We start from the raw sequence: 25,398 nt of genomic DNA, 5'->3' as shown, positions 1-25,398 counted from the left end.
AGAGAATAGACACCATGCGAAACCGCGTTATCGTTTTGGCCACCAGCGTCATCGCCGTCCTTGCCGGTTGTGGAGGGAACTCCAATAGTTCGAGCCCACTTCAGGGTGGGTCGTTGCAGGGGAAGGAGCCGGTTGCCGCAACGAGCCGCACGATCCCAGCCAACCAAGAAAAGGGGACATTGCCCGTACTTCTGACCATACGCCCGGAAACGCTGACCCAGGACATCTGGTGCAGTTTGCGGGGAGCGGAGCTACAGTCGTCTGATTCCCAGAAACAGCTGCTGCGGTTCGATCCGGATAGTTTGATGCGACTGGCCTCGCTACGTGACGTTGAGGGGCGACGCTTCGTCTTCTTGGGGATGGCCGACCGCGGAGTTCGCTATGTGCGGGCTCAGTTCGAGCTGAGCGGCGACTATTGGGTCAATTCGGTGGGTGAGGATCCGGTCAAGAAGTCGTTCTCAGATGTGACCAAGGACGGTTCGAGCGGCCACGTTTTGCTCAAGACGAACCTCGACCCTAACGGCGATTTCAAAGACGCCCTGGTGCTGGAGCTGAACTTCGCGCCGGCTGCGGATCCGAGCGGCGGCCTGACTCCAACGATGGGTCTAGGATCGGTGCGCGATGCGCTCGAAGCTGACCGGCAAGAGAGCTTCCCGGTGACGATGAAAATCACAGACCCGACCATGCTCTCGAAGGATGTCTGCCTGCTTGCCAAAGAACTGCCCGACAAGAACGCGGATGCACGTGTGGCCCTGCTCTTTGATCGGGCGACCCAGCGTGCAGGAGTCGTGGCGGTTGGATCGCCCGAAGGTGGATGGATTGGTGGCAAGGTCGTCTCAACCAGTACCGAGCCACGGACCGTGACTCTAGAGCCGAGCTTCGTGCCAAAGTCGTTGGGGCCCAAGACGAGCGTCGAACTCACCGTGGGCGAGGGTGTAAAGCCGACGGGTGCCGAGAAGTGGGATGAACTCGTGGGCAAGCTGACGACCGCTCGTCTCGTGAAGGATGCGTCTGAGATCGCCGCCATAGGCGAGCTGAGGGCACCGATCTTGCCGCCAGTGGCTCAGCCGGTGAGGAGCGCGACCACTTCCAAACCGAAAGTGACACGCCCTGCACCGAAGCGCTAACTGCTCGCTGTAGCTGCGCCCGTCGTCTTGTCCATCGGGATGATCAGGAGGGTGCAGAGCGCAGGTACTCCCAAGACAATCACCGAGAAGAAGAAGCCGTGCCAGCCGAAGTTCGACTGGAAGATGCCACCCAGGATGCCTGCGAGCGCGATACACAGCGCACCCAGGCCGCTGGCGATCGCATAGTGGGTAGTGATGTGCTTGCCTCGTTGCGCCACTTGCATCAGGTACACGAAGTATGCAGCGTAGCCGATGCCGTACCCTGCTTGGTCAATGAGCTCGATCCCCACGAGCCAAGCGAGCTTCTCGGAGACTTGGACACCGATGAGCGGTAGGGTCATACTGCCAAGCGATTGGTAGGTGCCGACGTTGTAGCTCAAGTACATGTACAGCAGGTTCGGAGTGTGCATCGCGAGGGCAACGATCCAGAACGCTTTACGCAATCCGAGTTTGTGCACCACCCAACCCCCAATAATGCCACCGAGAATGATGCCGAGCACGGAGAAGAGTCCTTTGATATCGCCGACATTCTCGGTGGTCAGGGCGAGTCCGCCAGCCGTGATCGGGTCCTTGTAGAAGAGCGGCGTCATCTTTCCGACCATCGCCTCGGGGAACCGGTAGAAGAGGACAAACACAAGGATCGCTGCGATGCCAGGCTGCTGGAAGAATGAACTGAGCGCGAAGCCCATCTCGGTCTTCACAAGGAGCTTGCGCACCCACGTGATCGCGACCACCGCGATGACAGCACAGACGCCGAGCTGTACGACCTCGGACATCACCGGGCTGAACGGCGAGAAAACTGGTCCCCAGCGGACCGGCATGACATTTCCGTCGACGACCGGATTCTGAAGCATCCAACCTTTCCACGGCCCTTGGGGGTCGCCTCCCTTCAATTGGAAGATGCCGTGGGCGATCAGTCGTACCAGGGCGTTCGCGGCAAAGTAGCTCCCGATGCCAGAGAGGACGATGAGCAGGACTCGCTTGATGTTTCGTTTGTTTTGGTCCGGCTCCAGCTGCTCTTTGGGAGCGTCCGAGGGGACTACAGGGATCTGCCGGAGGTTGATCAGGTACCCGACGAAGTACGCGATTGCGGCGGCGATCAGGACATTTTTCCAGGCGGTCGCGGGAAGCGCTCCGTTCTCTATCATGCCACCAGCCGTCTTGACCATCAGCCAAGTCACTAGGAGTCTGCCAAACCGATAGAAGGTTGTCTGGACCGCAGCCATGGCGGTTTGCTGGGTCTTGGTCTGAGAGATGATGAAAAAGCCATCGGTGGCGATGTTGCAGAGCGCGGAGGTGATTGCGGCGATGCCGAGGACGGCCAGCGAGAATTGGAACGCTTCCTTCATGCCGAGCATGAACGCAGCCAAGATGAGACAGCCACAGATGATCGCTTGCGCGCCGAGGATCCAGCGGCGCTTGGTCGCGTTGAAGTCAACGAGTGGCCCGAGCAAGAACTGCATGGACCACGGCAGCGCGATGAGCGACGTCCAGCGGACGATCTCCGCATTCGGGAGGCCCATGTCCTTGTACACCAGAGTCGAGACGTCCTGGACAATGTGCACGGGCATCGCTTGCATCAGGTAGAGCAAAGGGAAAATCGCCCACGGGTGCTTGATGAACACCTCTTCTTTGGGGGTTGACGACTCGACCGCAGCAGACATAGACCTCCATTTTGCCCACATTCCTGGAGTCAAAGGCTGATGCGGGCGGGATTTTCCTGGCTATACTCGCCAAATGGCCTCAAAGAAACCGGCGGACGCTCCCGTTCGCGCTCTCACCGCTGACGACCTCAAGCGCGTCCCCTGGCGAAGTATTGGCCCCGCGTTCATGGGCGGGCGCATTGCCGACATGTGCTTCAAGCCGGGTGATCATAAGACGTTCTATGTGGGGTACGCAAGCGGTGGGCTGTGGCGTACGGCCAATATGGGTACGACCTTCGAGCCACTGTTCGACGATCAGGAGACCAGCAGCATCGGCAGCGTGGTTTGTTGCGATGCTCCCGATGGTTGGGCAGGATGGGAAAAGTCGGTCTCCAAGGCAGACCGCGCGAAGCAGGGCAAAGGGAAGATCATCTGGCTGGGGACCGGTGAAGGGAATGGCCGGAATAGCAGCAGCTGGGGCAACGGCGTCTACCGGAGCACCGACGAAGGGAAGACTTGGAAGCACTTAGGGCTGGAGCAGACCCACGACATCCCGCGGATAGCGGTCGACCCGAAGGACCCCGATACCTGCTACGTGGCCGCGCTCGGGCATCTGTGGGGGTACAACCCCGAGCGAGGGGTCTATAAGACGACCGACGGCGGTGCAACCTGGGAAAGGGTCCTCTACATCGACGAGAAGACTGGATGCTGCGACATCATCCTCGACCCGAGCGACCCGAAGGTTGTGTACGCAGCCATGTACATGCGCCTGCGTAAGCCCTGGAGCATGCTGAGCGGCGGACCGGAGGGCGGCATCTACCGCAGTACCGATGCGGGGAAGACCTGGAAGAAACTTTCAGGTGGTTTGCCCACGCAGACCGGACGCATTGGTCTGGACATTTTCCCCGACGATACCAAGAAGCTGATCGCCGTGGTCGAGAGCACGGAGCGCGGGGCGAATAGCATTCGGGACGATCGGATGCGCGGAGGCGGAGTTTTTCGCAGCGACGATGGCGGCGAGACGTGGCGCAAGCTCAGCGTCCGGTCTCCGCGCGCGTTCTACTTCAGCAAGATCAAGTTCGACCCGAAATCGGACCAGCGGGTTTACCTGCTTGGGTGGACCACCGAAGTCAGCGATGACGGCGGCGACACCTTCCGTGGCGGAGTCGCGGACATCCTCCACGCCGACCACCACGCGATCTTGGTGAATCCATCAGATCCAGATCATCTCATCATCGGTACTGACGGCGGCGCATACCAGAGTATGGACAAAGGGAAGACTTGGGACTTCCTGAACACCATCGCAGTCGGACAGTTCTACAACATCGCGCTCGATAATTCCGAGCCGTATCGCGTCATGGGCGGCCTTCAGGATAACGGAACGTGCTTGGGTCCAAGCGCGACGAACCGAAACGAGAAGAAGAACGATGCCCGCAGCATTCCCGACACGGGCATCACCAACGCCGATTGGCTCGACGTGTTCTGGGGCGACGGGTTCCATTGCGCTTTTGATCCGACCGACAGCAACAGCGTCTACGCCGAATGGCAAGGCGGCAACATCTCCCGACTTGACCTCTTCACCGGCGAAACGAAGCTGTGTGCTCCCGAGGCACGCGAGGGAGAATCGAGAATTCGCTACAACTGGAACTCCCCGTTCTTCGTGAGTACTCACGACCCGTCGGTGGTATATCACGCGGGCAACTACGTCTTCAAGCTCACCAAGCGGGGGGACGACTGGGAGCGGATCAGCCCCGACCTCACGACCCGCGATCCGGAGCGGATGGATACCCAGGGCTCAAACGCCGAAACATTCTGCACGGTCGTCTCGCTCACAGAGTCGCCGTTGAGCCGGGGCGAGCTGTGGGCGGGGAGCGACGACGGGTTGATTCAGCTGACTCGGGATGACGGCAAGTCTTGGGAGAATGTGACGCCCGACCAGGTGTCCGGGCGGTACGTCTCGCGCTTGCATGCGAGCAAGCACACGAGTGGACGTTGTTATGCGTCCATCGATGGGCACCGGACGGACGACTTTGAGCCGTGCGTCCTCGTGAGCCACGATTTCGGGAAGAGTTGGAAAGACATCACAGCCAATTTGCCAAAGAATCGCTGCGCGATGGTCGTTCGCGAGGACTTGTTCAACCCGGATGTCCTGTACGTGGGGACTGAGGGTGCCTTGTTCCTGAGTCTAGATGCCGGAGCAACCTGGACCAAGTTCAACGGCAAGGCGTTGCCCACAGTCCCCGTCTACGACATCCAGCAGCACGCGCGGGAGTCCGATCTGGTCTTGGGCACGCACGGGCGGTCGATCTACGTCCTAGACGATGCCCGGTGGATCAGCGAATTGGCCGCCGAAGTGATGGCAAAGCCGATCCACCTATTCAACATCTCACCTGCAAGACCGAAGTACACGTTCGAGATTGTTGGATCGTGGACACACAAGATGTTCCGTGCGGCGAACCCACCGCAGGGGTTGAAGATCAGCTACTGGATCTCGGCGTACGCCAATGAGGAAGTGAAGCTAACGATTAAGGATGAGAAGGGAGTGATTCAGAAGAAACTGGCGGGCTCGAATGCCCCCGGTTTCAACAGAGTTGTCTGGGATTTGGAACCTGAAGAGTGGTTGAGAGTGTCAGATAAAGGCGAGGAGCCTTGGATTCAGAAGTTCTATGTGCGGCCCGGCAAGTATACGGTGACACTGGAGATGGGCAAGCAAAAGTGCGAGGGCACGTTTGAGGTCCTGCCTTTGCTGAAACCAAAAACCTCGCATTAGCGAATCAAAGAAGTCACACTTGGCCCGGAAACTGCACTACAATACTAGAGTTATCTTGTTGATTTGCTTATGAGTCTGTCCCGTCGCGAGTTTCTGATTGCTTCCGGTGCAAGTGCTATGGCACTTGCAGTGCCCGCCATTGCCCGTGCCGATGGCGGCGACGTTGTCGGCGGCGACGACGGAACGTACGTGTTCCAGCGCGTTCCAATCAACGAGTTGGTCCCTACCGGCTCGCTCACGTTTGGCGTTGGCCGGAGCGCTTCGAAGACGGTGGTGTTTGACCCGGGCTACAACGGCGACCTCACCCGCATGAAGCTTCTCGACCGCGGCATCAACCCGAACGATGTCACCGATGTCATCTTCACCCACGCCACACTCGGCAACACGGGTGGCGCACTCTACGGCGGGCAGCTACTCTTCCCGAACGCGACCCACATCATGTCGGCGGACGAATACAACTTCTGGATGAACAACATCCCCGACCGACGCCTCGTCGATCCTGAGAACATGCAGCGTGCGGGCAACGTTCAGCGCAACCTGGTGAAGATTCAGCCCAAGCTGCGTTTGATCGATATCGATGACACCATTGAACCGGGACTGCTCGCGACGCAGTTTGTCGGGGTGTCGCCAGGAAGTTTTGGAGTACTCGTGGCCATCGCGAATGGCTCCATCATGTGGTGTGGTGCGCTATTCGATGACAACGCGATCGCGCGTATCAGCCGAATGTCTCCTGACCTGTACACTTCTGCGGGACGCACGCTTCTGTCTCGGGTCAAGTGCCGCAACACGTGTGGTGGCATCAATGCGCCCTACTACGGATCTCGTCTCAGCGCATTCGCCTGAGATCAACTCCAAAGCATTTGAGAAGGGGACGAGTCGATACCGGCTCCTCCCCTTCATGCTGACGTTACTGAGCGCTTGCCCTAGATACCGATCATCGAGAAGTACTCCGCATAGGTTTGCGTCTTGACTCGGTGCTGGTTTCGATAGAGATACTGCAGGAACATCTCGAACTCGGCGGCATTGACGCGGTTCGTCTGTCCCGGCATATACGAAATGTCGTGGAGCATGATGCCAAGGTGGCCACCCTCTTCAGCGATCATTTCGCACTGCTGAATGAGCTTCGGCAAGTTGCCGCCAAAATTTAGTGCGGGGAGTGCGAATCGGTCCAGGAAGGCGCCGCGGTTCCGCGTCGCGTAGTTTCCGTATTTGGAGGTCATGATCCGCGCGCCGCGCATCCCAAGGATATTCATGGCGGCGTCAACCGCCGGGCCAAACGACCCCTCGGGGTAAGCAACGATGTCTTCTCCGCCTACCCATCCGTTCTGCAGCAGGAATTGGCGATTGTTCTCGTAGTCGGTGACGATATCGGCCACTGCGTAAGCGGCACCGGCCCGAATGCGGTTCTGGTTGACGTTTCCATCGGGATCCGACAAGGTAAGGATCGGGAACGGCTCGGAGAAAGCGATTCGCAAACCGTAGCTCGCGCTGAGGGACGTTGTGGTCCAGCTTGTAATCTGCACGCGGTCCTCACCCACCAGGCTCGCGACAGCATCGCGCAGTTGGCGAATCGTCGCGTTGTAAGGGATGGCACCGGTGGTCCCATAGCCGGGCATCGTGAGTCGGAAAGTTCCGCCCGTCGGCAGCGTGGATGGATCCCAGCGCACGGCTTGGTCACGGGACAAGGTGCCGGTGAACGCCGGGTTGATGCCGGATTCGAATCTGCCGTGGGTTGCGGAGTGATTGCAGATCAGGTACTGGCCGGTCGCATATAGCTGATTCAATAGGGAAACCGTGAGCGTCGGGACGTTGTCCCATCGCTTGCCCGCGAGTGTCCAATCGCGGACCACGAATAGGCAGTGCTTGATCCCCGGGTACTTCTGGATGATCGGATTGGCGATCTGGTGAATCCGGACAAATCCGTCGTCCCAGCCGATACACACCGATGACTTCTCGGGATTACAGACTTGCAGGCTGTCGAAGTACATCTCGATGGTGTTTGAAGGGTCGTCCGAGGACTGGGTGTTCAGACTATTCAACGACACATAGAGCCCTTGCACCTGCTTGAGATTGGGAACATTGCCGTTCGGGAGGTTTGTTTGGTTGCACCACGTGTGGTTCCAACCTGGCTGCAACTGCAGATTGAGCGTCCAGGCCGTCCCGGTTGCGGGCCACGTCCCATAGAACTGGAACGAGGACGAGATGGGGAACGACTGCGGGTTGTACACCGCGAATGAAACCGACTTGCCGACCAAATTAACGGACGGGACAATGCGATCGATAATCGTGATCGACTTATCCTTGACCAAGCTGGTCACCCGGACGGAGCCGTTTCCGTCGAAGGTGTATTCCATACACGCCGGAGAGGCGATCGCAGAAGTGGAAATGACCTCGGGGAATTCGGTCCCGGAGATCAAAACTGTGTTATTGCCGAGGACCGGGGTCGTCGGTAGTTGCGACGGACTCGTCTCGTAGTCCGACAGGTACTCCTGCTTCACGGAGATCCCTGACCCGCCAGTCAGACCCGCTGTGTTCACGGTGTAGGTTCGGTCGCTTCGGACGGTGCTGAACACTTGGCTGATGATCGTGACCGGGCACTGCGGGAAGGGACCACCAGTCACCGAGAGAAGATTCGCCGGGGTGACCTTGGCAAGCTCTGACTGAATCTTGTCGGCATACGCGTTCCAAGGTAGCGGTGCAGTGGTACCAAAAATCGTCGAGATGGTGAACGTCCCACCGGTTGGATTGGTGGTCGCAGACATCGTCAGCCGAGTTCGATACCCGCCCTTTTGTTGATCAACGGTAGATTTAGCCATAGCGAAAGGTTCAAAAAGACCAAGCCCAATCCGGGCACGGCTCCAATGGGAGTCGCTACGGTAGTATAGGGCAGATTGGTCGAAAACTTTCCAGAAAAGTGCGCAAAGAGACGCATTATCCTGGACAAAGGTTCAGATCACGTTCAAGAGCAGTTTGTTCGCCACTCATGCTGACTTCAGAAGATAATCAACATTTTCACGCCTGCATTCTGGGAGCCGGGACCATGGGTTCCGGAATTGCAGCTCACTTGGCCAATTGCGGGTTCCGCGTCACGCTCTTTGATATGACGCGCGACGCGGCCAGGGCGGGACTGGACAGAGCAAAATCTCTGAAACCACCGCATTTCGCGACGCCCGAATCTGCGGCGCGGGTCGAGATCGCGGGAGTAGACCAGGACCTTGAGATTTTGCGGTCGGCGGACTGGGTCTGCGAGGCGATCATCGAGAAGCTCGATGCCAAGCGCAGCCTCTATGAGAGGATCGAGCCCTACTTGCCCGAGACCGCGATGGTCAGCACCAATACGAGCGGCCTGGAAATCGCGCTGCTGAAAGATGGAAGGTCAGAGACCTTCCGTCGCCGATTCTTCGGAACCCACTTCTTCAATCCGCCCCGACATCTGAAGCTGCTCGAACTCATCCCGACCGATGAAACAGATACCGGCGAGCTACGCAGGGCAACCGAACTCCTTGAGGCACGCATGGGACGTCGGGTCGTCCCGGCCAAAGACACCCCGGGGTTCATTGCGAACCGATTCGGCATGTGGGCGATGCTCCACGCGGTTCATGTGGCAGAGAAGCTGCGGCTGAGCGTGGAGACGGTGGACCTGCTCACCGGTCCATTCTTGGGCCGCCCGCGAACTGCAAGCTTCCGCCTGAATGACCTCGTTGGGATCGACATCATGGCCGACATCGCTGCGAACCTGCGCGACCGCTGCGCGACCGACGACTTCACCCCTTCGCTGTCCCTACCGAAGTCCGTCGAGCACCTGCTCGCCAACGGCCACCTTGGCCAGAAGGCCGGGCGCGGTTACTTCATGAAAGAGGCCAACAGCATCTCGACCTTGGACCTTGAGACGCTGCTGTACCGCGACTCGGTTGAGGCGGACTTGCCTTCGATCAAACCGCTGCAAAAGCTGCCTCTGGGTGAACGTCTCGCAAAGACGCTGGAACTTGGCGACGACGCGGGTGAGTTCATGCGCCGCTACTTGATTCCCACCCTGAAGTACGCGCATGCCATTCGCGAGGAGATCAGCCACAACGTTCAGGACTTCGACCGTGTGATGATGTGGGGATTTGGATGGGAGATGGGCCCGTTTGCCATGATCGATGCGATCGGCCCTGAGAAGGTCGGCATCGAAGGTGGCCACTTCTACCGGCAGAACGAGATGCGCGGTCACCACGGCGGCTGGGTCAATCAGAAACATGAACCCGAGTTTCGATCTCTCGCTGAGTATCCGCTTAAAGAGAAGCTTGAGACGTTTCAAGTCCGCGACCTTGGAGATGGCATCGCCGCGGTCAGTTTGACGACTAAGCTCGGAACTGTCGGACCGAAGCTGCTAGAAGAGCTCACTCACTGGATTGGGGCGCACAAGGGTCCGTTCGTGATTGCGAATGAGCAGCGCTCGTTCTCGGTCGGGTTTGACCTGACATTCTTCCGCGATTGTATCGATGCGGGCGATTGGGGCCTCGTGGACGAGGGACTGGTTGCGCTTCAGCAAACGGCGATTGCCCTGCGCTCACGGGCCTGTGTGGCGGCGGTCCACGGCTATTGCCTGGGTGGAGGATTTGAGCTCGCGCTCGGTAGCGCGGTCATTCTTGCTAGTCCCGAGGCAACGATCGGATTCCCAGAGGCCAAGGTCGGTCTCATCCCTGGCGGCCACGGCACGGCACTCCTGCGCGCCCGAAGCGGAGATTCGGCCAAGACCATGGTCGATTTCGCTAGCAGGGTGGTGCAGGGGGTGACGGTGTCTGGAGCGTACGAAGCGCAGCGCCTGGGACTGTTGCGACCCCACGACGTTGTGGGTCTACACCCGGACCGGCTGATGGCGGACGCGAGAGAGATCGCCAAGACCGTGAAGCCGCTTGGCGAGCAGAGTTTCGAGATGCCAGTTGGCCCGCTTGGTGGGATGATTGATCACATGCTGGCCGAACTGCTGGCAGCAGGGAAGATATCGGAGTACGACAAGCGGATCGGCGAACACATCAAAGCGGTGTTCGTCAAGCCGACGAACTGGCAGGAAGCGCTGGACTGGGAACGAAAGGAGTTCATTGAACTCATGCAACTCGGTCAGTCCGTGGCGCGGATTCGTCATATGATCGAGACCGGCAAGCCCCTGCGAAACTAGGGCTCCCCGCAAGAATACTGGTTGGGTTTCATACGCATAATCCTGTACAATATCCCCAAGAATACGTATTCGCCGTTCGACGGCGATGGGAGATTTCAATGACGAAAGCGACGGCACTTCTTTGCGGCCTCTTCTTGCTTGTGCAAGGCGCGTTGGCGACGCCCGAGTTCGTTGAGCACAGCGCGACCAATGCGGTGTTTGGCGAAAGCGGCGTGACCATGCGCAATCCCGCGGGACTGCGCGAAGGCGATGCTGCTGACCTGTGGGTTCGGATCGGTTACTCGTTCTTCTACACGGACGTGGCCATTTACTACACGACCGACGGCAGTACTCCCTTGGGCACAAAGGGTGTCGGCTCAGGCACCACGACAGTCCTTAAGAGCAGCTCCGGGCAGATCACATTTGTCCGAAACGAGTCCACCGGGGGTGGCCAGGTCGACTGGTGGAAGGGGACGCTGCCCGCAGCGATCCAAGTCTACGGCCGCCAAGTCAAGTACAAGATCGGCGCGTGGCACTCTTCGGGAGGCATCGAAGTCTTCAGCGACAACTTTGGTTGCTCGGACAACACGTGCAATGACCCGTCGAACACGGCAAAGGTTTCAAGCTACCGCGTGGGTATCGCTTGGCCCGGGCAAGGCTCTGCATTTGTCAATCACACCGTCGGCTACCCGCCGTACCACTCATGGAAGGAAGAAGCTGTCGCAGGCAATAACTACATGAATGTGATGCTGGACCGAAACGGCTCGGTCTACGATATTTACTACCCGAGCGCGGGCGCGGTACAGGGTGTGGCGAGTAAGAACGAGGGGTACAGCGATGGGGTGGACACCTTCCCGGCTGGTCTGCCGCCCACTTCGCGCGGCCAGTTGAATCTCAACCAGGCATTCGCGGGTCTGCGAGCGGGTGGAAAGACTTACTGGCTTACCAACTCCGCTGGCACCGACTACGTTGACTGGGAGCACCGGTACATCGAGGACAGTCAGACGGTCTACACGAAGTCCCGATTTGTCGCGGGTGGTCGCAACATTCAGGTTGAGCAGTACGATTTTGCGCCGAAGGGGATCACTTTCCCGCTCGACGCCACGAGCCAACCGAATCGTGGAATCTATTTCAAGCGCATGTTGCTGAAGAACAACGGCGCAAGCGCGCAGACGATCGATGTGTTCTACTACATGGATCCGGCGCTGAATGGAGGCGACAACCACGACGGCATGTTCGCGGATTCGAGCCGAGGCGCGATGGTCGCCTACGACAACACGTTCCGCCTCGCCAGCTCGGTCAGCGAGTACAACCCGTCTTCTTTCAGCGACTACTCCAAAAACGTGTCGCTATACCTGGCCTCCTCGATGAAGGTGGTGAACACCGTTGGCGGTGCCAGCGGGACGTTTGCTTCCGACTCGTGGCGCGATTCGAGCAGCGACAACGGCCAGGGCTGGATCGGTAGCCGCATCACGCTGAATCCGGGCGAGACTCGGGAAGTGAATATCGCCACGGTGGGCGGGTTTGACAACTTCGCTGGTGCAACTGGAACCTACACCTCCCAGATTCAACCGGTGCTGGACTGGTTCCAGACAGTCAACGTCTCGAACCTCCAAGTGGATACCGACAACTACTGGCTGAACTGGCTCGCCCAGGGAACTACGATTGACTATCCAGACGACTCGTACGACGCCCTGTTTAAGCGGGGTCTGCTGGGTACTGCACTGCATCAGGATGGCAAGAGCGGTGCGCTCGTGGCAGGCATGCACAACGGTGCATACATGTACTGCTGGCCACGCGACGCCGTCTGGGCGGCCGTAACTCTCGATCGAGTCGGTCAGAACGAGTCTGCTCGCGAAATTTACCGATTCCTCAAGGACGTGGCGTTCCGATCGAATGAGTCTTGGGGCGGCAAGGGGTTCTTCTATCAGAAGTACACCACCGACGGATACACCATTTGGAGTGCACCGCAGGTCGACGAGACCGCAGTCGTTCCCTGGGGTGTGAAATACCACTACGACTCAACGGGCGACTTGCCATGGCTGAGCGCGCAGTACGATTCTATGGTCTACGACTCGGCCCGTGCCAGTAGCGAAGACTCATCGATCGATTCGCGAATGTACTATGCCGACAGCGTGAAGCTCATGTACAGCATGAGCCTGTGGGAAGACGCGTTCGACGTCTTCGTCTATTCCAATGCGAACGTTATTCGCGGGTTGTGGGATGCCGCGTGGATCGCGAACGTCCTGAACAAGCCGAGCGACGTCTCGCTCTTCAACAGTCGCGCTTCGAACATCTACGACGGCATGGTCGCTCGCATGGACTGGAACGGTGAGAACACCGACATCAGTCAGCTCGGCGTGGTGTACCCGTTCCGCGTCCTGTCACCGACGGACAACCGCATGAAGCTGGTGGTTGATCGCATGAACGGCGTTGCCAACGACCGATTCGGTAACAAGCACCCGATCATGAACTTCAGCGGCGAGTTCGAAGGGATGGTCAACCGCTACTGGGGCGACAGCTACTGGGGCGGCGGTCCGTGGACGCTCAGCACCCTGTGGTACGGCATGTACTACGGCATGCGCGCGGACTACACGGCGGGCACGGGCGACATCGACAACATGAAGTTGCGGATCGACAAAGCGAAGCAGTTCAACACGTCGGTCAACTTTGGTGCCGAGCAATACTCGCCAAGCTACAGTCTGCTTTACGCAGGGCAGCCCGACTACCGGCACCAGGCCGCTTGGCCCAATGCTTGGGAGTCGATGAGCTTCTACGTAGACTCGATGATGGGCTTCCTCGACTTCGTGCCGGATGCACGACTCAACACATTGCGCATTTCGCCTAAGCTGCCAAGCACTTGGAACAGCCTGCGTTGGAAGAACGTCCAGTTTGGTCCGCACTCATTCGACATCGAGGCGCGAAACGAGGGAACGACGCGTGTTGCGCAGTTCATTACGAACAAGAGCGGGCTGGCGTGCAACCTAGGCACGTGGCTCCGACTGCCGACCGGCTACAAGCCACTGCGCATACGCCGCAACGGGCAGACGCTCAAAACTTTCACCTACGAAGCCAGCACAAACCGCGTCAACATTCAGACGAGTCTCAACACTGGCGTCGGAGCTCTGACGGTCGTGGACGTGATCCTGACTCCGGTGGGCGGTGGTAAGACGGAGGGCGGCACCAAGGACCCGTACCTGCCGTAACGGCGACCCGGTACCATGCTGCTATGCGCAGCGCGGCCGCGGCAATCTTCGCGCTCACAGCCCTTTGGGGTTGTGGGCGTGAAGCGCTTTTGCCCTCGGACTTTGGCCCCGGCAAGCGCAAGCGGGAAGAGTACGTTCGTGCGGAGATAGCTGGCCCCCGGATCGGAACCGCCGGGGAGATGGTGGACAAGTCACAGTTCACGCTGGACGAGCTCTTGCGGTTTGCGATCAAGCTGGCTTCGACCGACAGGCGGAACGATGTCCTGCAAAAGCTCCCGCCCGGGTGTCGGCTGGAGGGACCGTTTTCCGAGGTTGTCTCGACCGGTGTAGTCCGCGAGAGCTTTCAAGTAAAGGGCGGCATTTTCGCTCGCGTCGACTTCGTGCAGTTTCTGTCCCTGCCCACCGATCCGCAGAGGGCACGAGGGATCATGGGAGTCGCAGGGAAACTGGGCACCGCCGACTTCGTATGGATCGGCGCGCCAGCAGATCCGATGGTCTTGATTAAGAAGATCAACTTACTCCTAGGTGAACCCGTTGCTTCGCCCGAACCGTACAAGTTTGAGTTGACGCAGCTCGGTCGTTACCGCGCCATAGAGACTGGACTCGTGATGACCGGCTATGAGGTCGCCTATCTGAGCGAAACCAATGGCTGGCGGATAGACGGCACCGTCGGGAACCTCCCCGCCAAGTACGGCGCGCTGAGCGTGGTGCAACTGAGCGCGGAATTCAACGGCTGGCCCACGCTGGACTGAGTTGGTTTGAGCTCATTCCGAGTATCTTAGGGCTATGAGCATGTCCCCCGACTACCAGCAGATCGTCGAACTGTTCGGCCTCGTTGTGCCGGAAATCGACGTGGACTTGGAACTGGAAGAGTCCGAGCAGCAGGGCAGGGACGGTCAGGAAAGCCAGCAGCTGGGAAACCAGAGCTTGAGAGAGGGCGAGTACCAGCGCGCGATCAAGCACTATCAGCGGGCGCTCCACCAGTCGGAGGGCGACCCGGCGGAAGCCCATCTAGGACTGGCCACCGCATTCGAGATCTTGGAGCAGAGCCCTGCCGCGGTTCGGCAATACGCGCGGGTGCTTAAACTCCAGCAGGACAATCCGGACCCCTACATCGGTCTCAGCGAGATCTACAAGGGGTATGGGCACGCCAAGGAGGCGATCCAGCGACTCGAAGAGGCAGTCAAGGTCGATCCGGCAAATCCTCATACGCACTTCAAGCTTGCAGAGACTTTGCGCGAATGCGGCTACCCAAAGAAGGCGCTACGGGCGATTCAGCAGGCGGTGCTCCTCGCGCCTGATAGCGGGTTCTTCCACTATTGGATGGGCGATCTGCAGGTTCAACTGAAAGACTACGAGGCAGCGCTCATCTCGTTGCGGGCTGCGATCGAACTCTCACCCGGTGACGATTTTCTCTACAGCAAAGCGAGTGTCGCTTTTTGGGGTGCTGGGAAGCCCGCTGAGGCGATCAAAGCCGTCCGGCTGGCAAGTGACTTGGCTCCAGATTCGACGATGTACTTCGGGCTAATGTATGCCTATCAGCGAGCACTCGGTAATTCAGCTGAGACCGAAGAGGAAAGGAAGCGAGCCGAGAAGATGGATGACTATGACCGAGACCGGGTCAATCGGTTCTTGGCAGAGGCGGGGATCGGGGAAAGCAACCACCTCGCTTAGGCTGAAGAGCGAACGATCATCGTGATCACAGCACCGGCGATCGCCAAGCGGCCAGCCCGGACGAGCCAGTAGGAAGGAGATTTCGCTCGGTAGTCGAATGCGAGGACGGTCATAAACGCTCCCGCTAGGTAGAGCGTGCTTCCGATCAGCATCGCGATCAGTTGAGCAAAGAAGTCGCTCAGTAAGACGCCGCCCCAGGCAATCGCTATCCCCGAAGCTCCCAATCCCATTCCCAGTTTGCCGACCCACACAGGGGCGCGTCGCACTCGCACGGCCAGCAGGGTACCCGCCCGAGCGTTATACTCGAACTGCCCCATGGATCATCGCCATCTTGTCGGTATTTTTCAAGCGCTGCAACTACAGCTCAGCGATCAGCAGGCGGCTGCCTTTGAAGCATTTGAAGACGCTTTGTACATCGCGAACGAGGTGATGAACCTGACGCGGGTGCCAAAAGACGAGTGCATCGTTCGGCACATCGCCGACTCACTCACAGTGTCGCCATTCATTTCGCACGGTCTGAGAGTTCTTGATATTGGGTGCGGCCCCGGGTTTCCGGCATGGCCCCTGGCGTGCGCACGCCCCGACCTCACGGTGACGGCCATGGACAGCAGCGGCAAGATGCTGGGTTTTCTGGAGAAGAATCGCTGCCGGAACCTGGCAACCCTTCAAGCGCGCGCTGAGGATCGGCCCTTCGATGGTGCGATGGACGTCACGACAGGCCGAGCAGTCGCCCCGTTGGGCATCCAGATCGAGCTCTCTGCGCGGCCGCTGAAGGTCGGAGGGTTTGTGCTACCCATGCGGACTCCGGCCGATCTGGAAGGTGTGAAGTCGTTTCCAGCCGACGTGTTGGGCCTGGAGCTTGAGGACATCCACTCGATCGAGGTGCCGACGACCGACGTGGTGCGGCTACTGCCGGTGTTCCGAAAGGTCAAGCCAACGCCGCGACAGTACCCACGTAGTTGGGCGGAAATCCGCCGCTCACCACTGCATTAGGGCTTCTTCCAGGTTCGAACTAACGAAGAGGAAGTCGTCTGGCGTCGGGCAATAGCGCACGATCCGCTCACCGCTCACCGGATGATCGAAAGCGATGTAGGCTGCATGCAGTTGCAGGGGTGCATCGGTTGGGGTGGAAGAGCCGTAAATCGGATCTCCGAGCACTGGGCAACCAACCGCCTGGAGATGGACACGGATCTGGTGGGTGCGTCCGGACTCCAGTCGGCAGCCGATCAGCATTCCAGGTCCACCGCGCTCGATGACCTTGCACTCTGTCGCCGCGGGCTTGCCGTTGTTATCGACCTTCATGCGAACGCGGTAGGCGGGGTCCCGGGCGATCGGGGCTTCGACGCGGAATCGGGTCTGATCCATATGCCCGGTGCACAGAGCTACGTACCGGCGCTCCGCCGTCTTGTTCTGGATCTGGCTGGCAAGAGATCGATGCGCGCTATCAGTCTTCGCGATCAGCATAAGACCCGTGGTGTCCTTGTCCAACCGGTGCACTATCCCCGGACGGAAACTTCCCGCCTCGGAGCTCAGCTCCTTGCCATATGCGAGAAGTACGTTCACCAAGCTAGGCTCTTTCAGGCTCGTTGCGGGGTGGCTTGCCAATCCGCGCGGTTTGTTGACGACGAGCATGTGCGCATCTTCAAAGACAAACTCGAGCTCGCGGGACGCCGGTGTGAGGTCGTGGGCGGGGGTGTCTTCGAACTCGGGATAAGCGACCGTCTGACCTGGATGCACCGGGTGACCCGGCTTGAGAACGACCAGGCCGTCAACGGTCACAAACCCATTCGGTATTGCCGCCGCAACCTTGGTGCGGCTGAGCCCCGGTTCGTTGCCGACGATGAGTACGTCCAGCCGCTCCTTTTTCTGTGCAACGAGGGTCTTCATACTAAACTTGACAGCGTTTGTGTACGTCCATGCACCCCGGGGAACTACCTACAGATTCAAGGCCGTACATTGGAACGGGTTAACACCATCATGACAAACATTCGGGTTCTGGCGTTGGCAGTCATCGCGGCGGGTGCCGCATTTGCGCAGGCGGGCGAAGTAAGCATCGCGGCCAGGGGCGAGCGTCTGGCGCGTGTCGTGGAGTTGCTGGGCACTCAAATCGGCAAGACGCTTACGGTGCAAGCTGCGCTGGCCAATGAAGTGATATACCTCCGAGCCGAGCACGTCGATTCGGATGAAGTCCTAAAGCAGATCAGCAAGGCCGTGATGGGCACTTGGCGAGACACCAAAGAGGGCGCAATCTTGGTAAAGGACGATGCTGCGTGGAGCACTCAGGATCGATCTGAAATCAGCGCAGCGGGTTTGCAGATCAAGGCCGCGCTGGACAAACGATTGGACGAGATCCAAGGTGAGTACACCGCCGAGAATGCGAATCGGGCCTGGGAAATCATGCAAGACATGTCGTCGCAGGCTGGAGTAGGTCGTGGCGGCGCGCGGGGGGGAGGCGGACCCCAGCGGGTTAGCGGCAACCCGCAGATCCAAAACATGATGAACGAGCTCAACAACCAAAACCCGGGTGTTCGAGCTCTTATGCGTGCGCTCGCCACGATGAACCCGAACGACATCGCCTCGCTCCCGATCGGTGGGCGAGTTGTGTTCTCGACTCGCCCGACGGGCATGCAGCGCTCCCTCTCGACGTCGGTACTGCCAATCGCCGAGCGGGCGATCAGCGAGGGTGCGATTTACCGCGATACCATGCGGAGCCTCGCCGGACAAGATCGGGTGATGATGTTCGGCGGCGGCCCGAACATGGGCTGGGATCAAGACCCGGCAACGGGTCAGATCGGAAACGTGCTCGTGATCTTGCAGCGGGGCGGTTTCGGGCCCCAGATTCGCGCCTCATTCATCGTCGTCAACCAGAAAGGCGAATCGATGGTGGTCCAGACGGACGGCGTCAACCCGGCGAGCCAGACAATCACCGTGAACAATCCGAAAGCGGACGACACGCAGGTCAAGTTCACGTCCGAGGCGCTCGCCTATGCACAGATTGTAAACTCTCAGGTTCCCGCCGGTGGCTTCGCCGGGCGAGCTGTCGTCGTGACTGACACGGGCAATGGCTCGCGCCCGGTGACTTCGGTGATCACCAATGCTCCGGAAGCGAACCTCGTGCGAGTAGCCGATGAGGTTAAAGATGCGGTACTCAACCCAGAGAAGCGCGACCCGCTGAGCTACTTCGTGGCCGAAGCACTCGACGCGCTCGCCGCGGTAGAAGGCAAACCGTTCATTGCCCTCGTACCGGATCGGCTGGTGAACCAGGTCGCCGCCATGGCCATCAGCGGAACGGTCACGGTCGCTCAGGTCAAGTCTGCGCTGACCACCGTCGGGCGCATGTCATTCGGCGAGAACAGCGGATGGTTGACTCTAGAACCGACAGACATAGTGGCGCAGACCACTCGTCGCGTCGACCGATCGGCCTTGGGCACCGCTTTGAGCACGCTCAATGCCAACGGCAACTGGTCCTTGGAGCAGAAGGCAGCGTACATCGCGAGTTGCCCTAAAGCGATGGGGCAGACGAATTTCGATTTCGGGACGATCGGCGCGATCTGTCCGCTCGCCTTGTCCGGTGATGGTCTCTTCGCAAACCTGGACATCCTCGCGTTCTACGGCTCGCTGAGCTCAAGCCAGCAAACGACGCTGAAGCAGACGGGGGCTCTCGCTCTGGGCGGACTCACTGGTCCACAACGCGACCAGCTGAATGCGCTGATCTTCCACAGCGAAGACGGGCCAAAGGCTCAGAGCAACGATCCCAACGATCAGATGGATCGTCAGCTTGCTCGCCGCGGCATCCAGATGATGCGCGGCCAGTTCCGATTCGGCGACGAGCGGACGGTTCGGTTAGCGCAAGGCGTTCCCTCGCAGGCGGTGGTCCAGCTCAAGATGGAAACGGAGCAGGGAGCCATGGTGCGATTTGAGAACGGGCGCGTGAGCGTGATGGACCCGGGTGAGGTTGCCATGGCGCGTCTACGGCAGGATGGGGGCGGACCGTCTTTCCCGGGATTCAACGCAGCCCCTCAGGCAATCCGTGACTACGCACCAGCCGAGGTGACCAACATGCAATTCACGTTTGTGGTCGGCGATGGTTACCAGATGGTGCGTGAACTCCAGTCAATCCCGCTTGCCAAGTCACTTTCGTTTGGCAGTTACGATCGCTTACCCGAGGCGTTTCGCAAGGCGGTTGACGAGGACTACGCTCGCCGCAAGGAGCAGGCTGACGCCATTCGCGAGGGGAACGGTCGCGGCGCCGGCATCGGCGGCGGGCCACGAGGTCCGGGAAACAGCGCGCCCTAATTCTTGCGCCGAATGGGTTGGGTCCTCCGTCTTCTTGGATGGTGGACCCAAAACCATGACTGGAACTCAGATTCGAACATTTGCCGCGGGCTATGCCCTAGGCGCAATCGGGCTTGTTGGTGGAGCGACGCTTCTCGCCGCCCCTCAGACAAAGAGCACAAGCCTGACCCCTGTAACTCTGGAGCGGACGCTCAAGCAGATGGGCTACGAGGTCACCGAGGTCACACCGGGCTACTACGAGCTCAAGACCTCTTCGACGAACATGCTTGTGTACGTCGTAGCGAATGTGAGCAAGAGTGGGCGGAGCATCTGGTTGACGGTGAACTTGGGTGAGTTAACCGAGGCTGACCAGAAGGACCCAGCGAAACTGCTGAGCCTGCTCAAGCGGAACACCGAACTTCAGCCGACCCACTTCTTTGTCACGGCGAAAAACAACTTGCGGCTCGGAATCCCCGTCGAGAACGAGAACCTTGCTGCTGCCGATCTTCGCAAGGCGATCGAGGACCTTCGCGATGATGTTTACGCGACGCGCGATCTGTGGATCCCTAAGCCGGTAGCAAAGAAGAACACCGAAGAAGTGCGTCTTTCCAATCCGTAAACGCGGCCTGCGCTGCCTCAATCTTAGCTGCGCGACGCACGGACTTGTCGCGTGGCTCTGGTTCGATTGTGGGAAACAGACCCCAGTTCACATTCATTGGCGCAAACTCGCGTGGAGTCGCATCCTGCAAATGGCTGAGTAGCGATCCGTAGGCGCAAGCTCGCCCAGGGGTGGGCATATCAAATCCACCTTGGATCGCGAGAGCTTGGAGGCCGGCGTAGATGCCCATGGCCGCGCTTTCGACGTACCCCTCCACCCCAGTGAGCTGCCCAGCTAGCAACAGACCTTCGGCAATCTGCAGCCGGTGGTCGAGCACCTGAGGCGCATCGACATAGGTGTTACGGTGGATGACTCCGTAGCGGACGAACTCGGCGTTCTGGAGGCCCGGCACGAGGCGGAAGACACGCTTCTGTTCGCCAAATCGCAGCCGGTTCTGGCACGCCACCAGCGAGTATAGAGTCTTCTCGCGGTTCTCCGGTCGCAACTGGAGCGCGGCCCAAGGTCGTCGTCCCGTTCGGGGGTCAGTGAGACCGATCGGTTTGAAGTTGCCGAACGCTAAGCTCCGCGGACCCGCCTCGGCAATTGCCTCGATCGGTGTACAGCCGGCGAAGTACTTGATCTTCTCTAGGAACTCGGTAGGATCGAGCTCGCCGCTGGCGGTTCGGTTTCCGCCCGCCTCGAAAGCGTGCAGCGGGACCCGCTCTGCTCCCACGAGTTCGCGGACGAAGGTCTCGTAGCTCTCCTTGTTGAAGGGGCAGTTCAAGTAGTCGTCACCGCCGCCTTTGCCGTACCGGCTCTCAGCAAAGACGATTGATCGGTCGAGGCTGCTCGCTTCCACGGTCGGCGAGACGGCATCGTAAAAGTAGAGGTGCTTACGCCCGCTGATATTGGCGAGCCAGCGAGAGATCGGATCGGTGCTCAGGGGACCCGAGGCGATGATGACCGGGCCGTCCTGGGAGTCATGGGTGAAGTCGTCCGGGGTCCACTCGCGTTCCTCGACATTGATATTCGGATGGCTCCGAACTCTCTCCGTCAGCGCCAATCCAAATGCGTTGCGATCCACGCACAGTGCTTCGCCGCCCGGGACCTCGTGTTCGAGCGCGGTCGACAGTACAACCGAGCCCAGGGACTGCATTTCGCTTTTGAGCTGGCCCGCGGGAGAGGTCGGCGACTTGGACTTGAGGCTATTCGAGCAGACGAGCTCCGCGAAGTGGCCCGTAGTGTGGGCTGGAGTCATTTGCGTCGGGCGCATTTCGATGAGCCGGACGCGACCGCCACGGGTGGCGATGGCCCAGGCCGCCTCGACTCCCGCGAACCCGGCACCAACCACAGTGATCATCTCCCGGAGTGTACTTGTGCAGGAACTCGAATCGAAATGCCCGGTGCGATTCGTCTGGATTCAAAACGAGAGCGCGGCAACGAACCGGGCCGGACCATTGCACTGAATTAGGACTAGAAGCGTGAAACTCAAACGCGTCAAGATTTTTGGGTTCAAAACGTTCGCAGAGCGGACGGAGTTTGATCTGGATGGCGATCTCATCGCGATTGTCGGCCCGAACGGTTGCGGCAAGAGCAATATCGTCGACGCAATCCTTTGGGGCCTGGGCGAACCCAACGCGCGTTCCCTGCGGGCATCGAACAGCCAAGAGATCATTTTCAACGGGAGCGCGAACCGAAAGCCGCTTGGATACGCTGAGGTTTCACTCCACTTTGACAACGAAGACGGATCGCTTCCGCTGGATGCGCCCGAGGTTGTCATTACTCGTCGCGTGAACCGGCAGGGGGACAGCGAATTCGAGATCAACCGGCAGCGTTGCCGACTCAAGGACATTTACGACGTTTTGGCGGATTCAGGGCTGGGCCGTTCGGGCTATGCCATTGTCGGGCAGAAGGAGATCGACGCGGCACTCGCGGCAAGTGCTGAAGATCGACGCGCTTGGATCGATGAAGCCGCGGGAGTCCAAAAGTATCGGTTCAAACGGATCGAATCGCTCCGTCGCTTGGGCCATGCAGCCGAACACATCGCCCGGGTGGACGACCTCTTGAACGAAATCGAATCGCAGCGCGAGCCGCTTCGCGCAGAGGCCGAAGCAGCCCAGAAGTACAAAGCCGCGCAAGGGGCTCTCCAGGAGGTGGAGACGGGCCTGATGATGCGCGAGGTTTGCGAGACGGTCGCCGCCCTTGAGGAGATCGAAACGCGCATCAAGAACTGCACCAAGTCGTCGCACAACGAGACGACCCGCGGAGAGAAGCTGGAGGCGGAGATGGGGTCCGTGGGCAGCGACATCGCGGAATCTGAACGAAAACTCGACGCCCTTCGAGAGCTGCAACAGAGCTCGATCAGCGCGCGTGACAAGGCAGAGTCGAACCTCCGATTGGCCGAACAGACCCTGGCCAGCTTGGACGAGCTAGAGCACAGCCTCCAGCACGAAACCAACAGTACTGAGGAACGGCAAGTCTCGATGAAGACCGAGTTGGAATCGTGCACCCGAGAGTATGAGCTGGCCAAGTCGCAGATTGAGGAGTTGACCACGGCTCAAGCGGGCACCTCGGACGAAGCTCACAAGCTGGCAACCGAACTCCACGAACTCAACACTCAGCTTGCCGAGGCGCGAGAACATCAGGCCCGCGTGCTGCAATGGCAAACCGAGTCTCGACTTCGGAAGGATCGCCTGCGAGCGGTCAAGGCAGAACTTGAAGGGATCCGTGGTTCGATCCCCAACCTACAGAGTGCCGTTGCTGAGGCCGCGGAGGCGGTCCATAGGCTGAAGAGTGAGCAGGATGCTCTGCGCGCACATCGTGACGAGCTCGTTGCTAAGAAGAGCGCTCACATTACCACCGAGCAAGATCACTCAGCACGAGTGCGGCACCTCTCGCAGATGCTCGCTACGCTGGAGGGCCGAAAGCGTGGAATCGAGTCCACCATTGAGGCGCACGAGGGGCTCGCCCAGGGTTCGCGTGCAGTTCTGGCGGCCGTGGCTGAAGGATTTCTGAAGGGAGAGTTCGCGCCCGTTGGCGAGGCGATCCGGGCCGACGCTGACCTGACGACCGCCATCGAAGTCGCCCTGGGCGGTGCGGCCAACGATCTGATCTGCAGGGACGAGCGAATGGCGAAAGATGCCATCGCCTGGCTGAAGGAACGACGCATGGGCCGCGCGACGTTCCAACCGGTGACGCTCATGCGACCGCTCGTGGTCCGCAGCGAGTTGCACACCCTGAAAAGGGAGCGCGGCATCGTCGGGCTGGCGCACGAACTCGTAGACTGCGACCCCGCTCACCGCCCTGTCGTGGATTCCATCTTGGGTCGTGTCTTGGTGTGCGAGACGATCGAGGATGCCCTCCGAATCGCCAAGACTCAAGGCTGGTCCCGACTCGTCACGCTCGATGGCGAAGTTGTCCACTCCAGCGGCGCGGTCACCGGAGGTCACGCCGCTCGCCAGGGCACTGGAATCTTGGCGCGGAAGGCAGAGTTAGAAGGAGTCGCTGAGGAGATCGCAAAGGTTGCGGCCCAACTGGAGAAGTTGGAGACCCAGGGGGCGCAGCATCGAACGTCTGAGAGCAGCGTCGTGGAGGAGATCGAAGCGACCGAGCTTCAGATTCGACTCTTGGACCCAGACTTCCAGGACGCGCACCGCTGGCACGGCAACCTCAAGCTTGAACTCACCCAAACCGAGCGATCCCAAGAGAAGCTGGAGGCTGAGCTTGCGAGCCTGACAGAGAATTCCGGGCCCGGGGAGATGAAGCTGGATCCAGTGGGGTTAGAGGCTCAGCGCAACGCGATCCTCGAAGCAGCGGCCAGGAGTTCAGCGGATTCCGTATCGATGCTCGATCGACTCCGCGTGGCCGAGCAGGTGATGGAGAGCGCGGAATCGCGCATGAAGGAGTGCAATCGTCGCCTGGAAGCAGAGAAGACTCACGGTACGAATCGTTCCGCGCGAATGAAGTCTCTGGAACATGGGCGGATCGAAGCCGAATCGAAGCGCGCACGGAGCATCACAGAGCGAGATGAGGCAGCCGAGCGGTACGAGCGGCACGGACAGGAGCTTGCAGAAGTCGTGCAGCTGAAGGCAACTCTGCTGCAACGAAACTTCGCGCTGCAAGAGCAGATCAAGGAAGCCCAGAAGGCAGCGGCGAACTACATGGACGGGGTACGTCGGGCCGAAGTCGACCGTGTTCGCGCCGAGGCAAGACGTGCGAGCAGCATGCAACGCCTGCTAGAGGAGTACGGCATCGATGAAGAGACCGCGCTGGAGCAAGGCCAGGACGTGGAGCTGCCGGAGGGCGCGAGTGAGTTGGTCGTGCGTCTTCGCCGGGAGCTCAAGTCACTCGGGGCAGTAAATCTGGGAGCAATCGATGCGTTTGCCCGACTCACGGACCGATTTGACGAGTTGAACTTCCAGCGCGAAGACGTGCTTGCGGGCAAGCAGGAGATCGAAGCTGGCATCCGCGAGCTCGACCAGCTAACCCGTGAGCGGTTCAGCAAGACCTTCGCGGCAGTGCGCGATGAGTTCCAAAAGACGATCGTGAAGCTATTCGGGGGCGGAGAAGGGACACTGAGCCTGACCGATCCCGAGAACTTGCTGGAGACCGGCGTCGAAGTCGAAGTGACGGTACCGGGCAAACGACGACAGCGCCTGGAGCTGCTCAGCGGTGGCGAGAGAGCCCTCGCGGCGAGTGCATTTTTGTTCGCCTTGCTCCGGGTCAAGCCAAGCCCGTTCGTGGTGCTCGACGAGGTGGATGCGCCGCTGGATGGCCGAAACGTCGAGCGGTTCCTCGATGCCATGGCCGATTTTCGCGGCACGACTCAGTTCTTGTGTATCACGCACAACCCGCTTACCATTGAGTCTGCTCCGATCTGGTTCGGGGTGACGATGCAAGAACCGGGGGTCTCGACGGTGGTGCCATTCAGGAACGAGCAGCGCCTCCCTGCGCTGGCGTGAAGCG

The 25,398-nt window shown here is 59.7% G+C and carries 16 protein-coding genes; 11 read left to right on the top strand and 5 right to left on the bottom strand.

All coding sequences use genetic code 11. The features are described 5' to 3' along the window. The first annotated feature begins 14 nt into the window (after window positions 1-14). Window positions 15-1,127, top strand: a complete 1,113-nt coding sequence (locus JNM85_10510; GenBank protein MBL8088485.1) for a hypothetical protein — start codon at window positions 15-17, stop codon at window positions 1,125-1,127. On the opposite strand, the gene JNM85_10505 is transcribed toward JNM85_10510, so the two are convergent. Beyond that, complete coding sequence (locus JNM85_10505; protein ID MBL8088484.1) at window positions 1,124-2,791, bottom strand: hypothetical protein; 1,668 nt, start codon at window positions 2,789-2,791, stop codon at window positions 1,124-1,126. The two genes, JNM85_10510 and JNM85_10505, sit on opposite strands and share 4 nt — an antisense overlap. 73 nt (window positions 2,792-2,864) lie before the next feature. Here JNM85_10505 and JNM85_10500 point away from each other — a divergent pair, with 73 nt between their 5' ends. Together JNM85_10500 and JNM85_10495 are read left to right on the top strand one after the other, a co-directional pair. Further along, window positions 2,865-5,540 carry a hypothetical protein gene (locus tag JNM85_10500; GenBank protein MBL8088483.1) on the top strand — a complete coding sequence of 892 codons (2,676 nt, stop codon included), beginning with the start codon at window positions 2,865-2,867 and terminating at the stop codon, window positions 5,538-5,540. 117 nt (window positions 5,541-5,657) lie between these two features. After that, on the top strand, window positions 5,658-6,383 hold the full coding sequence (locus JNM85_10495; protein ID MBL8088482.1) for an MBL fold metallo-hydrolase: 726 nt from the start codon (window positions 5,658-5,660) through the stop codon (window positions 6,381-6,383). Window positions 6,384-6,463: 80 nt separating this feature from the next. On the opposite strand, the gene JNM85_10490 is transcribed toward JNM85_10495, so the two are convergent. After that, complete coding sequence (locus JNM85_10490) at window positions 6,464-8,356, bottom strand: hypothetical protein (GenBank protein MBL8088481.1); 1,893 nt, start codon at window positions 8,354-8,356, stop codon at window positions 6,464-6,466. Window positions 8,357-8,580: 224 nt separating this feature from the next. Here JNM85_10490 and JNM85_10485 point away from each other — a divergent pair, with 224 nt between their 5' ends. From JNM85_10485 to JNM85_10470, 4 genes are all read left to right on the top strand, one after another. Further along, on the top strand, window positions 8,581-10,701 hold the full coding sequence (locus tag JNM85_10485) for an enoyl-CoA hydratase/isomerase family protein (GenBank protein ID MBL8088480.1): 2,121 nt from the start codon (window positions 8,581-8,583) through the stop codon (window positions 10,699-10,701). 98 nt (window positions 10,702-10,799) lie between these two features. Next, entirely contained in the window at window positions 10,800-13,886 is a 3,087-nt protein-coding gene (locus JNM85_10480) for a hypothetical protein (protein MBL8088479.1), read from the top strand. 23 nt (window positions 13,887-13,909) lie between these two features. After that, complete coding sequence (locus JNM85_10475; protein MBL8088478.1) at window positions 13,910-14,638, top strand: hypothetical protein; 729 nt, start codon at window positions 13,910-13,912, stop codon at window positions 14,636-14,638. 34 nt (window positions 14,639-14,672) lie between these two features. Beyond that, window positions 14,673-15,560, top strand: coding sequence for a tetratricopeptide repeat protein (locus tag JNM85_10470; protein ID MBL8088477.1), 888 nt, complete (start codon window positions 14,673-14,675; stop codon window positions 15,558-15,560). Here the strand turns inward: JNM85_10470 and JNM85_10465 are convergent. After that, window positions 15,557-15,877: a hypothetical protein gene (locus JNM85_10465; GenBank protein ID MBL8088476.1), complete on the bottom strand. Its 321-nt coding sequence runs from the start codon at window positions 15,875-15,877 to the stop codon at window positions 15,557-15,559. The two genes, JNM85_10470 and JNM85_10465, sit on opposite strands and share 4 nt — an antisense overlap. Between JNM85_10465 and JNM85_10460 the strand changes: the two genes are divergently transcribed. Beyond that, complete coding sequence (locus tag JNM85_10460) at window positions 15,876-16,553, top strand: class I SAM-dependent methyltransferase (protein ID MBL8088475.1); 678 nt, start codon at window positions 15,876-15,878, stop codon at window positions 16,551-16,553. The two genes, JNM85_10465 and JNM85_10460, sit on opposite strands and share 2 nt — an antisense overlap. Here JNM85_10460 and JNM85_10455 read toward each other — a convergent pair. Further along, window positions 16,539-17,447, bottom strand: coding sequence for an RluA family pseudouridine synthase (locus JNM85_10455; protein MBL8088474.1), 909 nt, complete (start codon window positions 17,445-17,447; stop codon window positions 16,539-16,541). The two genes, JNM85_10460 and JNM85_10455, sit on opposite strands and share 15 nt — an antisense overlap. Before the next feature lie 90 nt (window positions 17,448-17,537). Between JNM85_10455 and JNM85_10450 the strand changes: the two genes are divergently transcribed. Next, window positions 17,538-19,856, top strand: a complete 2,319-nt coding sequence (locus tag JNM85_10450; GenBank protein MBL8088473.1) for a hypothetical protein — start codon at window positions 17,538-17,540, stop codon at window positions 19,854-19,856. A gap of 55 nt (window positions 19,857-19,911) precedes the next feature. Next, on the top strand, window positions 19,912-20,454 hold the full coding sequence (locus tag JNM85_10445) for a hypothetical protein (protein ID MBL8088472.1): 543 nt from the start codon (window positions 19,912-19,914) through the stop codon (window positions 20,452-20,454). On the opposite strand, the gene trmFO is transcribed toward JNM85_10445, so the two are convergent. Continuing rightward, entirely contained in the window at window positions 20,402-21,793 is a 1,392-nt protein-coding gene (trmFO, locus tag JNM85_10440) for a methylenetetrahydrofolate--tRNA-(uracil(54)-C(5))-methyltransferase (FADH(2)-oxidizing) TrmFO (protein ID MBL8088471.1), read from the bottom strand. The two genes, JNM85_10445 and trmFO, sit on opposite strands and share 53 nt — an antisense overlap. Before the next feature lie 121 nt (window positions 21,794-21,914). Between trmFO and smc the strand changes: the two genes are divergently transcribed. After that, a complete protein-coding gene (gene smc, locus JNM85_10435) occupies window positions 21,915-25,394 on the top strand; it encodes a chromosome segregation protein SMC (protein MBL8088470.1) in 3,480 nt (1,159 codons plus the stop codon). Window positions 25,395-25,398: the final 4 nt, after the last annotated feature.

It is taken from the genome of Chthonomonas sp. (assembly GCA_016788115.1).
Taxonomy (GTDB): domain Bacteria; phylum Armatimonadota; class Fimbriimonadia; order Fimbriimonadales; family Fimbriimonadaceae; genus UBA2391.
The sequence above is the reverse complement of the archived record's forward strand: the minus strand, read 5'-3'. Positions and strand labels throughout refer to the sequence as shown.